A 13,201-nucleotide genomic window follows, 5' to 3' on the forward strand; every position below is an offset into this window, starting at 1 on the left:
TCCCCCAAAAAGGACCTCAGCCGAAGTGCGGCGGGACGTGGCTAGAGGTCCGGGATGAGGACGCCCGGGTTGAGCACCCCCATGGGGTCGAGCTCGCCCTTGACCGCCCGCAACACCGCCACCCCCAAGGCCCCCACCTCGGCCCCATAGGCGTCCCGGTGATCACGGCCCACCCCGTGGTGGTGCGTGATGGTGCCACCGGCCTCCACGATGGCCGCGCTCGCCGCCGCCTTGGCCCGTTCCCACTGCGCCACCGGGTCGGCGTCCTGCGGGGTCACGACGGTGAAGTAGAGCGACGCCCCCGTCTCGTACACGTGGGAGATGTGACACATCACCAGCGGCGACCCGAGCGCGCCGAGCGCGCCGAGCAGCGCGAGCCGTACCGCGTCGTAGAGCCGTGGCAGGTTCGCCCAGAACCCGGCCGTCTCCAGCGTCTCGACGGTGGCCCCGGCGGCGAGCAGGGAGTCGCGCAGGTACGGCGCCGAGAACCGGCCCCGCTCCCACGCCTCGCCCGGCCCCGCCCCGAGCGGCTCGCCACCCAGCCGCGCCAGCACGGCGGAGGCCGCCCGCCGCCGTTCCGTCAGCGAAGCCCCCTCGTAACCGGCGATCAGCAGGCAGCCCGACTCCCCCGAGCCGATCGCCTCCGGCTTGGCCAGCCCGATCATCGTCTCGGTCTCGTCGGACAGCCGCAGCACGGTCGGAAGCGGACCCTCCTGGGCGAGCGCCCGCATGGCCGCCGAACCCTCCGCGAACGACGCGAACCGCCACCCTTCGTACGAACGCTCGGCCGGAACCCGCCGCACCCGCAGCCGCAGCGACGTGATCACCCCGAACACCCCCTCGGACCCGAGGACGAGCTGCCGCAGATCGGGCCCCGCCGCCGATTTGGGGGCACGGCCGAGGTCCAGCGTCCCCGACGGGGTGGCCAGCGTCAGACCGGCCACCATGTCGTCGAAACGTCCGTATCCGGCCGAGGCCTGCCCGCTCGACCGGGCCGCCGCGAAGCCGCCGAGCGTGGCGTACTCGAAGGACTGGGGGAAGTGGCCCAGCGTCAGCCCGTGCGCGGCGAGCAGCCGCTCGGCCTCGGGAGCGCGTACGCCCGGCTCGAACTCGGCCACCATCGACTCGGCGTCCACCGACCGCAGCCGGTCCATCCGCCCCAGGTCCAGCGCGATCACCCCGGCGAACCCGGCGCGGGCGGCGGTGAGCCCGCCCACCACCGAGGTGCCGCCGCCGAACGGCACGACCGCGATCCGCTCCCTGGAGCACAGCCGCAGCAGCTCGGCCACCTCGTCGTGCGAGCCGGGCAGCACCACCGCGTCGGGCGCGCCGGCGCCGTCGCCCGCGCGCATCCGCAGCAGGTCGGGGGTGGATTTGCCGCGCGTGTGCCGGACCCGGTCCTCGTGCCCGGTGCGCACGTGGCCCGCGCCCACGACCTTGGCGAGGGCTTCGAGCAGCGGCTCCGGCAGGGCGACCGGCGGGAGCCGCACCGCGTCGAGGGTGGCGGCGGGGGCGTCGGGCGCGCGCACGCCGAGCAGGTCGTGCAGGAGCGCGCGGATCGGCTCGGGCAGTTCGCGGGCCTGGGAGGGGGCGCCCCACCCCGACCACGACATCGGTTCTCCAGTCACGCTTACACTGTGACACATGACGTCGATTCGTCACAATGAAGCCGTCCTGGACGCGGCCAGAGACTGCGTGCTGGCGTACGGGGTGCGCAGGACGACGCTCACGGACGTGGCGCGCAGGGCCGGAGTGTCCCGGATGACGATCTATCGCCACTGGCCCGATGTGCGCTCGCTGGTGGCCGACCTGATGACCAGGGAATGGGTGCGCGTCGTCGCCGACCTGGATCTGTCCGATCCGGTGCGGGCGGTGGTGGCCGGCGTACGGGGGCTGCGCGCGCACCCGCTCTGGCGCAAGATCGTGGAAGTGGACCCGGAACTGCTGATGCCGTACGTGCTGGACCGGCGGGGCGCCAGCCACGACGCCGTGCTGGAGGTGCTGGAGCGGGCGCTCGGCGACCCGCGCAAGGCCCGGGCGGTGCTGCTCGTGGCCCAGTCGTTCCTGCTGTCCGCCCCCACGATGCTCGACCCCGTGACGCTCGACCCCCTGACGCTCGACCCCAAGACGCTCGACCCCGTGACGCTCGACGACCTCGACGCCGAGCTGACCACGATCCTGGAGGCCTACCTTGGATAGCTCGCTGAACGCCGCCAGACGCTCCCGCGAACTGCGGCTGGTCGCCGAGGAGCGGATGGACGTGCTGGTGGTGGGGCTTGGCGCGACCGGCGCGGGCGCCGCCCTGGACGCCGCGTCGCGTGGGCTCAGGGTGGCGGCGATCGACGCGCACGACCTGGCGTTCGGGACGTCCAGGTGGAGCTCCAAGATGATTCACGGCGGGCTGCGCTACCTCGCCAAGGGCCAGGTGGACGTCGCCCACGAGAGCGCGGTGGAGCGCGGCATCCTGCTGCGGACGACCGCTCCGCACCTGGTGAAGGCGCACCCGTACCTGCTGCCGCTGACCCCGGCCGTCACGCGGCGGCAGGCGGCGCTGATCATGACCGGCTACCGGCTCGGCGACGGGCTGAGGGCCGCCGCGCGCACGCCGCGCCGCCTGCTGCCCGGCCCGTCACGGCTGAACGCCGCCCGCACGCACACGCTCGCCTCCGTGGTGGCCCAGGACGGCCTGCGCGGCGCGCTGCTGTCGTGGGACGGCCGGCTCTCCGACGACGCCCGCCTGGTGGTGGCGCTCGCCAGGACCGCCGCCGCGCACGGCGCGCGCGTGCTGACCCGCTGCCGCGCCCTGCGGCTCACGGACCAGGGCGCCGAGGTACGCGACGAGCTGACGGGCGAGGAGTTCACCCTCCGCGCGAGAACGGTGATCAACGCCGCCGGGGTGTGGGCGGGCACGCTGGATCCGCAGGTGAAGCTGCGTCCGTCCCGTGGCACGCACCTCGTCCTGGAGCCCGGGACGCTGCCGGGGCTGATCGCGGGCATGCACCTGCCGATCCCCGGCGAGAGCAACCGGTTCGCGCTCGTGCTCCCCCAGCGCGACGGCCGCGTGTACGTCGGGCTGACGGACGAACCGGTGGACGGCCCGGTGCCCGACGTGCCCGAGGCGCCCGAGGAGGACGTCAGAGCGCTTCTGGAGGTGCTGAACGGGGTTCTTGAGGTTCCGGTGACCAGAGAGGCGGTCGCGGGCGCGTACGCGGGCCTCAGGCCCCTCCTGGCGGCAGGCGGCAGGACGGCCGACCTGTCCAGGAGACACGCGGTGTTCGCGGACGGCGGCCTCGTGACCGTGGTCGGCGGAAAGCTCACGACATATCGCCGCATGGCCGAGGACGCGGTGGATCGAGCGATCTCGCAGCAGAACCTCCCGGCGGGCCGGAGTCGTACGCGAAAACTGCCGCTCGTGGGCGCGGGCCCGCAGCCGTCCGGAGTGCCGCCGCGCCTGGCGGAGCGGTACGGCAGCGAGGCCGAAGCCGTCCACGCACTCGTCAAGACCCACCCGGAGGAGGTCGGGCTGGGCCTCACCAAGGGCGAGCTGCTCTGGTCGGTCAGGCACGAGGGGGCGCTCGACGAGAGCGATCTGCTGGACAGGCGGACCAGGATCGGCCTGGTCAAGCGGGACAGAGACCACGCGCTGCCCGCGACACGGGACGTACTTGATCGAATCTCCCGCGCCTAAACGCACCAATCCGTTAGGTTAGTCTTACCTAATTCGGAGCGGGGGAAGGGACAAGGCGTTGGCGAGGGGCTGCGAGCATCCGATCGGCTGCCACACCGGACAGGTGCCCACTCTGGCCAGCGCCACCGTGGGAGCCAGGCTGTGGCTGCTGATCGAATACGCCGGCGCCTGGCCGTCCCACCTCGAAAGCTTCGAACTTCCTGAAAAAATCTCGGAACTCGTACGCAGGGCGCTCGAACGCGGTATCAGGCCTCAGCTGATCCGCCGTCCTGGAAAGCGGACCCGCCCGCAGGACCAGGGGATCCGTGTGCTACTGGCCTACGCGGCGGGGGATCGTCCCTGGTTGGCGCAGGGTGTCGTCGCAGGTCCCGAAGATCTTGACCTGGACGCGCTCGTGGCCGGAGTGGTCCCGGAGTCCTGCATACTTGAGGACGAGCCGGTATTTCTGGTCTGCACACACGCCAAGCGCAACGTGTGCTGCGCCCGCATTGGATTGCCCCTCGCTCGGTCCCTGGCCGAAAACCTGCCGGACAGAGTGTGGGAAACGTCACACGTTGGCGGCGATCGGTACGCCGCCAACCTCGTGTGCTTGCCACACGGAATTTTCTACGGCAGCATGTCTCAGGCTGCTGCACTGTCAGCGGCTAACGCGTACCGGTCGGGCGAGGTCATTCTCGACCGCTACCGGGGACGCGCAGGCATCCCTGAGCCATTGCAAGCCGCGGAACATTTTGCCCGAGCCCATACGGGAGAGTGTTCTGTCGGCGCGGTGGCCGTGGAATCCTCCAGGTCGGACGGCGACGTAACCGAAGCGGTAGTACGCTGCGGCGACGTCCGGTTCGAGGTTGTGGTTGAGCCATCGGCGTTCACAGCGCCGTGTGGTACGGCTTGCGCCGAGACGATCACCACCTACCGGCTGGTTTCGCTGGACAGGCTCACGCCTGTGCGGTACGCCACGCCTGCTCTCGCCTGAACAGGGAACATCACGGCCCGGCCTTGCGTTGGACCAGTGACGCCAAAAGCGTCCAATGCGGCTCAATTACCGAAATACCTCTCACGAAGGTGGTTTTCTCATGTCTCAGGTACGTCGGCAGCTCGCCCGCCCGCGCCCCAGCTGGGGTTGGCAGGATGATGCCGCGTGCCGGGGTGAGGACCTCGTGCTCTTCTTCGGCCCCGATGGGGAGCGGCAGCCCGAGCGTGACGTACGAGAGCGGAAGGCCAAGGCGATCTGCGCCGGGTGCCCTGTCCGCAACGAGTGCCTAGACTACGCGCTGTCCCGGCCCGAGAAGTACGGCACGTGGGGCGGTCTCAACGAGGACGAGCGCGCCAGCGAGCGTCGCCGTCGTATGCGCCGCGCGGCCAGCGCCGGCATCACCGCCGCCTGAACACACCCGGCAGCGTCACCATCATCGCGTGATCGAGCAGTTGTCCCGATGAACCGGGGCCTGGCCATCCATCGCCAGGCCCCGGCGAACCCGGTCGGGGCAACTGCCTGATCAGGCCCACAGCACCACGGACTCGGCCACCCCATCCTGGGGTGGTCGTCGTCATTTCATCCTCAATGCCCCCGAACTCATGAGCATCGGCACGACGTGGTTCCGCACCGCGGGCGCCAGCCGTGGCTCGAACTCGTCACGCCCGTCCGTCCACCCCAGCGCGGCCAGCTCGGCCGCAGGCCGCGGCCGGCCGTCCAGCCCGGCCGTGAACACCGTCATGCGCATGGGCACCCCCTCCAGCGCGGCCACCTCTTCCACGTGGCCGAGCAGGACCGGATCTCGCGGCCGCACGCCCAGCTCCTCCGCCAGCTCCCGGGCCAGCGTCTCCTCGGCGCTCTCCCCTTCCTCCGGCTTGCCTCCCGGCAGATAGAAGACCTCGGGCGCCGCCGTCTTACTCACGACGAGCAACCGCCCCCGATCCACCACCGCCGCGGCCACCACCCGCATCACACCCATGCCGCCAGCATGCCAGTGCCCGGCCGGCCGCCGTGCCCCGCCTCGGCCCTCCCCCTTCTCTCGAAAGGACCTCGGCCGTAGTAGGGCGGGTGTGACCAGGCCGACATCCAGTGGTCATCGCCCGTTGCCGTACGTTCGGAAAACGGTCATGTGGCCGCCCTAGGGTGCCCGCCATGAGACGCATCACCATCCTGATGTCCGCGGCCACCATGGCCCTGAGCCTGGCCGCTCCCGCCGCCGCGGACCCCGGCCGGTCCGCGTACGGCCGCGCCACCCTGACCGGCTTCGCCGCCCTGCCCGCGCTGACCTTCGTGCCCGGCAGCGAGCCGTCCGGGTCGCTGCTCGGCACGGCCCCGGTGAACGGCGTCACCCCGCCCTTCGCCGGCCAGCCCGTGCAGGGGTTCAGCGGCATCGTCCGCCGCCACGACGGCACCTTCGACGTGCTGTCCGACAACGGCTACGGCGGCAAGGCCAACAGCTCCGACTTCCTGCTCCGGGTGCACCGCGTCAAGCCGGACTTCCGCACCAAAGAGGTCAAGGTGCTCGGCGGCTTCGACCTGACCGACCCGCGCGGGCTGGTGCCGTTCCCGCTGACCCGGCAGGACCGTAAGCTGACCGGCTCCGACTTCGACGTCGAGTCGATCGTGCGCACGGCGGACGGCACGTACTGGATCGGCGACGAGTTCGGCCCCTTCCTGCTGCACTTCGACCGCAGGGGCCGCCTGATGGACGCCCCGGTCCCGCTGCCGGGCGTCAAGGCCCCCGAGAACCCGGACCTGAACGGCGGCCAGCCCAATCTGGGTGGCAGCAAGGGCTTCGAGGGCATGGCCAGGGCGGTGGACGGCCGGCGCCTCTACCCGCTGCTGGAGGGCACGGTGAGCGGCGACCCGGCGGGCTCGCTGCGCATGTACGAGTTCGACCTGAGCAAGCGGGCCTACACCGACCGCCGCTGGACGTACCGGCTGGACGACCCCTCCCACGCCATCGGCGACGCGATCGCCGTCGACGCGAACCGCTTCCTGATCATCGAGCGGGACAACCTCCAGGGCGACGCCGCCAAGGTCAAGCGCATCTACCTGGCCGACCTGCGCGACAGGGACCGCGACGGCGCGCTCGACAAGACCCTGGTCGCCGACCTGCTCGACGTCGCCGACCCGCGCGGGCTGGGCGGCGCGCCGGGCACGTTCAGGTTCCCGTTCCAGACGATCGAGGACGTCGTCATCCTGGACGACCGCACGCTCGGCGTGCTCGACGACAACAACTTCCCGTTCTCGAACGGCCGCACGCCGGGCAAGCCCGACGACAACGAGTTCATCACCGTACGGCTGACGCGCGGCCTCAAGGCCGACCCCCGCGTCTACCTGTAACGCTCGCCGAGCCGTAGGCGGGCCGGGTCCGCCCGCCTACATCGGCGGCGTCCATGGGGTGGCCGACGGGGTGGCCGATAGGGTGCCTGCCATGTCACCAGAACCTTCGCCTGTCACCGCGGACGACGTCGAGGAGGCCGTCCGGCTGGCCGTCGAGACCCTGCGCCAGGCGCCCGAGACCGCCTGGGACCGCAAGGCCGGAACCCTTGAGTGGACCTGCTGGGAGACCGTCGAGCACCTGGCGGACGACCTGTTCGCCTACGCGGCCCAGCTCGGCCTGACGACGCCGCCGCTGGACGACTACGTGCCCTTCATCCTGGAAAGCCGCCGGCCGGGCGGCCCGGGGAACACCGTGCACGCCGACCGCAAGGCGGGCCCCGCCGGGCTGATGCAGGTGCTGCAGGCGAGCGGCGCGCTGCTGGTCGCCATGGTGCGTACGGCGCCCCCGCACGCCCGAGCCCACCACACCTTCGGCCCGGCCGACGCGGCGGCGTCCGCCGGGATGGGCCTGGTGGAGACCCTCGTGCACGTCCATGACCTGGCCGAGGGCCTCGGTCTCACCTGGACGCCGCCCGCGGACATGTGCGCCCGCGTGCTGGCCAGACTCTTCCCCGACGCCCCGCGCGACACCGACCCCTGGACCACCCTGCTGTGGGCCACCGGCCGCGCCGAGCTCCCCGGCCGCCCCCGCCTGACGGAGTGGCGCTGGTACAACGAGCCCGTGTCAAGGGCCTAGTGACCGAAACCCTTCGCCGGGCCGACCGTAACCAGGCTCGCCCGGCGAAGGGACCCCGATCTCAGACGATGAGATCGTCGAACTCCCCGTCCTTCGCCCCGAGGACGAACGCGGTGATCTCGGCCTGGGTGTAGACCAGCGCCGGTCCTTCGGGAAAGCGTGAGTTGCGCATGGCTATGTCCCCCGTGGGCAGGTTCGCGACCTCGACGCAGTTGCCGTTGGGGTTGCTCCGCTTGCTTTTGCGCCAGACGACGGGAAGGCGGCCGGCGGACGTTCCGTTCCGGAACTCATGCATGGGGGCAGCTCCTCGCGATCTTACGGATGCACGTGCATCCGCGTTTGCGAGGTGACAATACGGCAACGAGAAGCGCTCCATATACCGGACGACCAAAAATCCCGGTATGGAGTGGATCACACGGGTATGAGGTGACTTATCGGGAAATGAGGCTTTCCAGAAAGCGTCTGGTCGCCTTGGGCTCCTCCGCCTGGATGCTGAGCCGGTCCATGACCTCCATGTAGTGGTCGGAGTCGGCGGGCTTGTCCAGGTAGAGGGCGCTGGTGAGCTGCTCCATGTAGACGACGTCGGGCAGCTCGCGCTCGGGGAAGCGCAGGATGCTGAACGGGCCCCCGGCCGCCGCGTGGCCGCCCCGGTCGAACGGCATGATCTGCACGGTGATGTTGCGCTCGGCCGTGATGTCCAGGAGATGGGTGATCTGCTCCCGCATGATCTCGGGCCCGCCGAGCGTCCTGCGCACGACGGCCTCGTCGATCACCGCCCAGAGCGTCAGCCCGCTCTCCAGCCGCTTCTGCCGCGTCGTGCGCAGCGTCACCCGCCGGTCGAGCTCGGCCTTCGGGGCCTTCTCGTGGGCCAGCTCGATGACGCCCCTGGCGTAGGCGGGGGTCTGGAGCAGGCCGGGCACGAACTGGTTCTCGTAGGTACGGATGCTGGACGCGGCGCCCTCAAGGCCGATGTAGACCTCGAACCAGGCGGGCAGCAGGTCGCCGTACTTGTGCCACCAGCCGGGCGCGTTGGCCTGCTTGGCCAGAGCCAGCAGGGGCTCGCGCTCGGCGGGGTCGGTGACGCCGTAGAGGGTCAGCAGGTCGGCCACGTCGCGCTGCTTGAAGCTGACCTGGCCGAGCTCCAGCCGACTGATCTTGGCATGAGATGCGCGAATCTCGTACCCGGCCTCTTCGCGCGATATACCCTTCTCCGTACGGAGCCTGCGCAGCTGGGTGCCTAGCAGGATTCGCAGCACCGTCGGGCTTCCCGGCGAATGGCTGAGAAGCTCCCCTTCCGCGCTCTGTGCGCTCACTGCACCGCTCCTAGGTCATCTGCACGTGCAGATGCGATTAGCATCCGTAAACTACGAAAAGTCTTGCATCGGTAAGCACTCCCCGTAAAGATGGGCATTGGATCACCAGACCGCGCTTCGGGGGCCAGAATGACGACTTTCGACGCTCGGCCGCAAGCCGCCATCGGTTCCCGGCCACCAGGATGGCTTTCGTCCGTTCTGGTAGACGGGCATGCCGGTGAGTGCGACGCGGTGTTCCCGTTCCACCAGCGGACCGCTCTTGAGCCCGCCTGCGTGGCGACGGCCCGGCGGTTCGTCGACCAGACGCTCACGTCGTGGGGCGTGCTCGACGTGGCCTTCGACGCCCAGTTGGTGGTCTCGGAGCTGGTGACCAACGCGATGCGGCACGGCGGCGGGGCGGCCCAGTTGCGGTTGCTGTCGCACGGGGCCGAGCTGGCGTGCGCGGTGACCGACCACACTCGAACGATACCCGTGGCGGCCAGTCCCGACGTCTTCTCGGAGTTCGGGCGCGGGCTGCGCCTCGTGGACGCCCTCTGCACGGCCTGGGGCTGGCTCTCCCCCGGCGGCTCCCGCAAGATCGTCTGGGCCGTCATCGCCGGCTGACCCCTCTCAGGCCCGGTCGAGCAGATCGAGCACGTCGGCGTCGCTGAGCTGGTCGAACAGCTCGTACCACTGACCGACGGCCCGGAAGTCGGCCGGAGTCCGCAGCACGACCACCTCGTCGGCCTCCTGACGCAGCGAGTGTACGGTCTCGCGCGCCCCGACGGGCACGGCCAGCGTCAGCCTGGCGGGCTTGGCCGGATGCAGCGCCCGCAGCGCGGCCCTGGCGGTGCCGCCGGTGGCCAGGCCGTCGTCGACCACGATCACCTCCCGGCCCTCCAGCGCGGGCAGCGGGCGGTCACCCCGGTAGGCGCGGACCCGCCGGGCCAGCTCGCGCCGTTCCTGCTCGACCACGCCGGCGACGGATTCGGGCGTCAGGCCCAGGCGGTGCAGCAGCGGCACGTCGAACACCGGCTCGCCACCCTCGGCGATCGCGCCGACGCCCAGCTCGGGCGCCGGCGGGTAGCCGATCTTCCTGGTCACGAGGACGTCGAGCGGGGCGTCGAGCCTGCGCGCGATGGGCGCGGCCACCGCCACCCCGCCGCGGGGCAGCGCCAGGACCACGGGGTCGTGCGCGTCCCGCAGCCGCTCGGCCAGCAGCATTCCTGCCTCGGCCCGGTCTGCGAAGAGCTCCATGACCTGTGCCTACCCGCTGACGCCCGCTCCTCGCCTTCTCCGCGCCCGCTCCGCGCAACGGAGCCCGGGCGGCTGGGGTCCCTGCCGCCCGGACAAGCCGTCAGGGCCGGTTTCTGCCGGAGCGGCGCATCTCCTTGTGGATGATCTTCCACTTGTTCTGCTGCTCCTTACGGAGCCGCGCGTCCGTGCGGGAGGCCATCCACTGCGCCTCCCGCTGCAGCTTGCGCCAGCTCACCAGCCGCCGCTCCGGCAGCCGGCCGCTCTCCAGCGCCTCCAGCACCGCGCACCCCGGCTCCCCGGTGTGCCCGCAGTCACCGAACCGACAGAGTTCGGCCAGCGCCTCGATGTCGGAGAAGACCAGCTCCACGCCCTCGGCCATGTCGTACAGGCCGATTCTGCGGATTCCCGGAGTGTCGATGATCAGCCCGCCCCCGGGCAGCGGGATCAGCTCCCGGTGCACGGTGGTGTGTCGGCCCCGGCCGTCCGCGGCGCGTACTTGCTGGGTGTCCATGACCGTCCCCCCGGCCAGGGCGTTGACCAGCGTGGACTTGCCCGCGCCCGACGGGCCGAGGATGACGGCCGTGCGGGAGCCGCCGAGATATTCGCCGACGAGCTCCACCCCGTCGCCGTGCAGGGACGAGACGGCGTGCACGGCGACGCCGGGCGCTGCCGCGCGTACGTCGTCGAGCAGGTCGTCGAGGCCCTTTTCGAACAGGTCGGACTTGGTGATGAGCACGACGGGCGTGCCGCCGGACTCCCAGGCCAGGGCGACCAGGCGTTCGATGCGGCCGAGGTCGGCGAAGTCGGTGGAGTGCATCGACGGCTCGGCCACGAAGACCAGGTCGACGTTGGCCGCGAGCACCTGGCCCTGGCCGTCGCCCGACAGGCCGCCGACCGAGTCGCGGCTCACGCCGCCTCTGACGAACGCGGTCGACCGCGGCAGGACCTCGTCGACCTCGTAGCGGCCCTCGGGCAGCCACCTGATCGCCACCCAGTCGCCCACGCACGGCAGTGCGACGGGATCGGCGGCGGATGCCCGGCGGACCCGGGCGCTGTATTTGACGTGATGCTGACCGTCCGCCGCGATCACTTCGGCGGCGCCGCGATCGACGCGGGACACGCGGGCGGGGACGGTGTCAGCGGGCAGCCCGCCGGCCAGGAGTTCGGTCCAGCCGAGCAGGGAAAGATCGTAAGACAACGTGGTGAAACCTTTGATTCGAGAAGGAATCGGGCAGCTCAGTGGAGCTCCCGGAGGTGGACGGACGGCACGCTGAACAGGGTGACCCTCATATGTCTCCACCTCCTCGATCGGTTTCCGGGGGTGACTCTACGCACCTGTCTCCGGCGATGCAATCGGATTATCTTCCGCGATCCGTTGAACCGTGTCAGGGCGGCTGGCCGTACCACCTGCCGACGGACTGAGAAAGGGGAATGATGCGAATCAGCACGTATCCCCCACCCTCGGCCGAGGGAGCCGCCCCGATGGGCAAGCCGCGCTTACGACACTGGATCCGGCGCGTACGCCCGGACGACGAGGTGGTCGTGTCCGCGCTCTACCGGGAGTATCACAGGCCGCTGCTCGCCTTCGTGATCCGGCTGACCGCGGGCGATCGGCAGTGGGCGGAAGATGTGGTGCAGGAGACGATGATCCGGGCCTGGCGTAGTGCGGAACAACTGGACCCGGAGTCTGTCTCGCTGATGCCCTGGCTAGCCACGGTCGCGAGACGTATCGTGATCGATGACCGGCGGCGCCGGGAAGCCCGGCCGCCGGAGTCGGGCGATGGACCGCTGGAGAGCGTGCCCGTGCCTGACGAGATGGAGGGAATGCTGCACCAGGTGGTCGTGTCAGAGGCGCTGAAGGCGTTATCACCGGCTCACCGCGAGATCCTCAACGAGACGATCCTGCGGGACCGGTCGGTCAATGACGCCGCCGTGGCGCTCGGCATCCCGGTCGGCACGGTGAAGTCCCGGGTCTACTACGCCGTACGCGCGTTGCGCATCGCATTGGAGGAGAGGGGGGTGACGGCGTGACTTCGAGAGTCGAGCACACGGACGTGGGCGCCTACGCGCTCGGATTGCTGGACGAGGACGACAAGATGGCTTTCGAGACGCATCTCCTCGGGTGCCCCTCTTGCCGCTACGAGCTATCGGACCTGGCCGGGGTGGCCAGCGTGCTCAACGGGATCGGCCCCGTGGAGGACGCCGATCCCCCGTCCTTTGAGCGCCAAGGCGATGTCATCGACATGCTGCGGCGGAAGAAGACGGCCGACAGGAAGACGCGCCGGGGGACGTTCGTCATCGGCATGGCCGCCGCGGTCACGCTGGTGGCCGGCGGGCTGACCGTCGGCACGCAACTCAGCGGGGACGACCCGCCCCAGGTCGCCCAGGGGCACACCGGCCACATGGGGACGAACATGGGCCCGGCCGAGCAGTTCTACGCCGGCGGCCAGCCGATCGAGGGCAAGGGCGTCGACGGGGTGACCGGCGGGCTGGTCGTGGAGTCGAAGGGGTGGGGCACGCACGCGGCGCTCAAGCTGGCCGGGGTGAAGGGGCCACTGGAGTGCGAGCTGATCTCGGTCGGCAAGTCGGGCGAGCGCCGGGTGATGACCGGATGGTCCGTTCCTCCAGCCGGGTACGGAGTGCCGGGATCGCCCGATCCGCTCTACATGCACGGCGGCAGTGCGACGCCGCTGAAGGACATCGATCGGTTCGAGGTGGTCACCTCCGAAGGTAAGAAGTTGCTCACCATCGAAGCCTGACCGGCGACCCGATAGCCCTCCCGCCCCTGGTGGGAGGGCTTTTTCGTGCCCTCACACGAATGTGGAAATTTACGGGTTCGCGGATTGAACCTCCCTGGGGACCGGTGCGTACTGCTTGCCGTACCGACCGGAATATCGAGCCCTTTAAGA

At 70.5% G+C, this 13,201-nt stretch carries 15 protein-coding genes; 9 read left to right on the forward strand and 6 right to left on the reverse strand.

The annotated features are described in order from the left end of the window. Positions 1-41 precede the first annotated feature (41 nt). Complete coding sequence (locus C4V41_RS08850; protein WP_103955255.1) at positions 42-1,613, reverse strand: FAD-binding oxidoreductase; 1,572 nt, start codon at positions 1,611-1,613, stop codon at positions 42-44. 31 nt (positions 1,614-1,644) lie between these two features. Between C4V41_RS08850 and C4V41_RS08855 the strand changes: the two genes are divergently transcribed. The 4 genes from C4V41_RS08855 (at position 1,645) to C4V41_RS08870 (ending at position 5,073) form a co-directional block, all read left to right on the forward strand. Then, the gene (locus C4V41_RS08855) at positions 1,645-2,199 is read left to right on the forward strand and encodes a TetR/AcrR family transcriptional regulator (RefSeq protein ID WP_103955256.1); all 555 of its coding nucleotides are present in this window, start codon (positions 1,645-1,647) and stop codon (positions 2,197-2,199) included. Then, the gene (locus C4V41_RS08860; protein WP_103955257.1) at positions 2,192-3,688 is read left to right on the forward strand and encodes a glycerol-3-phosphate dehydrogenase/oxidase; all 1,497 of its coding nucleotides are present in this window, start codon (positions 2,192-2,194) and stop codon (positions 3,686-3,688) included. The genes C4V41_RS08855 and C4V41_RS08860 overlap by 8 nt, the downstream gene beginning before the upstream one ends. A 103-nt stretch (positions 3,689-3,791) precedes the next feature. After that, complete coding sequence (locus tag C4V41_RS08865) at positions 3,792-4,661, forward strand: sucrase ferredoxin (protein ID WP_235029991.1); 870 nt, start codon at positions 3,792-3,794, stop codon at positions 4,659-4,661. Between the two features lie 100 nt (positions 4,662-4,761). Beyond that, the gene (locus tag C4V41_RS08870) at positions 4,762-5,073 is read left to right on the forward strand and encodes a WhiB family transcriptional regulator (protein WP_103955259.1); all 312 of its coding nucleotides are present in this window, start codon (positions 4,762-4,764) and stop codon (positions 5,071-5,073) included. 162 nt (positions 5,074-5,235) lie between these two features. On the opposite strand, the gene C4V41_RS08875 is transcribed toward C4V41_RS08870, so the two are convergent. Further along, complete coding sequence (locus tag C4V41_RS08875) at positions 5,236-5,640, reverse strand: NUDIX hydrolase (RefSeq protein WP_103955260.1); 405 nt, start codon at positions 5,638-5,640, stop codon at positions 5,236-5,238. A 173-nt stretch (positions 5,641-5,813) separates the two neighbouring features. Here C4V41_RS08875 and C4V41_RS08880 point away from each other — a divergent pair, with 173 nt between their 5' ends. Next, positions 5,814-7,007 (forward strand): esterase-like activity of phytase family protein, encoded by a 1,194-nt coding sequence (locus tag C4V41_RS08880; protein ID WP_103955261.1) that lies wholly within the window; start codon positions 5,814-5,816, stop codon positions 7,005-7,007. 91 nt (positions 7,008-7,098) lie between these two features. Then, complete coding sequence (locus tag C4V41_RS08885; protein ID WP_103955262.1) at positions 7,099-7,743, forward strand: maleylpyruvate isomerase N-terminal domain-containing protein; 645 nt, start codon at positions 7,099-7,101, stop codon at positions 7,741-7,743. Positions 7,744-7,804: 61 nt separating this feature from the next. Here C4V41_RS08885 and C4V41_RS08890 read toward each other — a convergent pair whose 3' ends face one another. Together C4V41_RS08890 and C4V41_RS08895 are read right to left on the reverse strand one after the other, a co-directional pair. Further along, complete coding sequence (locus C4V41_RS08890; protein WP_103955263.1) at positions 7,805-8,038, reverse strand: DUF397 domain-containing protein; 234 nt, start codon at positions 8,036-8,038, stop codon at positions 7,805-7,807. Positions 8,039-8,174: 136 nt separating this feature from the next. After that, entirely contained in the window at positions 8,175-9,056 is an 882-nt protein-coding gene (locus tag C4V41_RS08895; RefSeq protein WP_103955264.1) for a helix-turn-helix domain-containing protein, read from the reverse strand. A 231-nt stretch (positions 9,057-9,287) separates the two neighbouring features. On the opposite strand from C4V41_RS08895, the gene C4V41_RS08900 reads away from it, so the two are divergent. Continuing rightward, positions 9,288-9,659, forward strand: coding sequence for an ATP-binding protein (locus C4V41_RS08900; protein ID WP_160150223.1), 372 nt, complete (start codon positions 9,288-9,290; stop codon positions 9,657-9,659). A gap of 6 nt (positions 9,660-9,665) precedes the next feature. Here the strand turns inward: C4V41_RS08900 and C4V41_RS08905 are convergent, their stop codons facing one another. Then, on the reverse strand, positions 9,666-10,292 hold the full coding sequence (locus C4V41_RS08905) for a phosphoribosyltransferase (RefSeq protein WP_103955266.1): 627 nt from the start codon (positions 10,290-10,292) through the stop codon (positions 9,666-9,668). 100 nt (positions 10,293-10,392) lie between these two features. Continuing rightward, on the reverse strand, positions 10,393-11,490 hold the full coding sequence (rsgA, locus tag C4V41_RS08910) for a ribosome small subunit-dependent GTPase A (protein ID WP_103955267.1): 1,098 nt from the start codon (positions 11,488-11,490) through the stop codon (positions 10,393-10,395). Between the two features lie 284 nt (positions 11,491-11,774). Between rsgA and C4V41_RS08915 the strand changes: the two genes are divergently transcribed. Together C4V41_RS08915 and C4V41_RS08920 are read left to right on the forward strand one after the other, a co-directional pair. Continuing rightward, positions 11,775-12,323 (forward strand): sigma-70 family RNA polymerase sigma factor, encoded by a 549-nt coding sequence (locus tag C4V41_RS08915; RefSeq protein WP_268808561.1) that lies wholly within the window; start codon positions 11,775-11,777, stop codon positions 12,321-12,323. Then, a complete protein-coding gene (locus tag C4V41_RS08920; protein WP_160150224.1) occupies positions 12,320-13,051 on the forward strand; it encodes an anti-sigma factor family protein in 732 nt (243 codons plus the stop codon). Before C4V41_RS08915 ends, C4V41_RS08920 begins: the two co-directional genes overlap by 4 nt. Positions 13,052-13,201: the final 150 nt, after the last annotated feature.

The sequence above is a fragment of the Nonomuraea solani genome (genome assembly GCF_900108335.1).
In the GTDB taxonomy this organism is placed as follows: Bacteria; Actinomycetota; Actinomycetes; order Streptosporangiales; family Streptosporangiaceae; genus Nonomuraea; species Nonomuraea solani.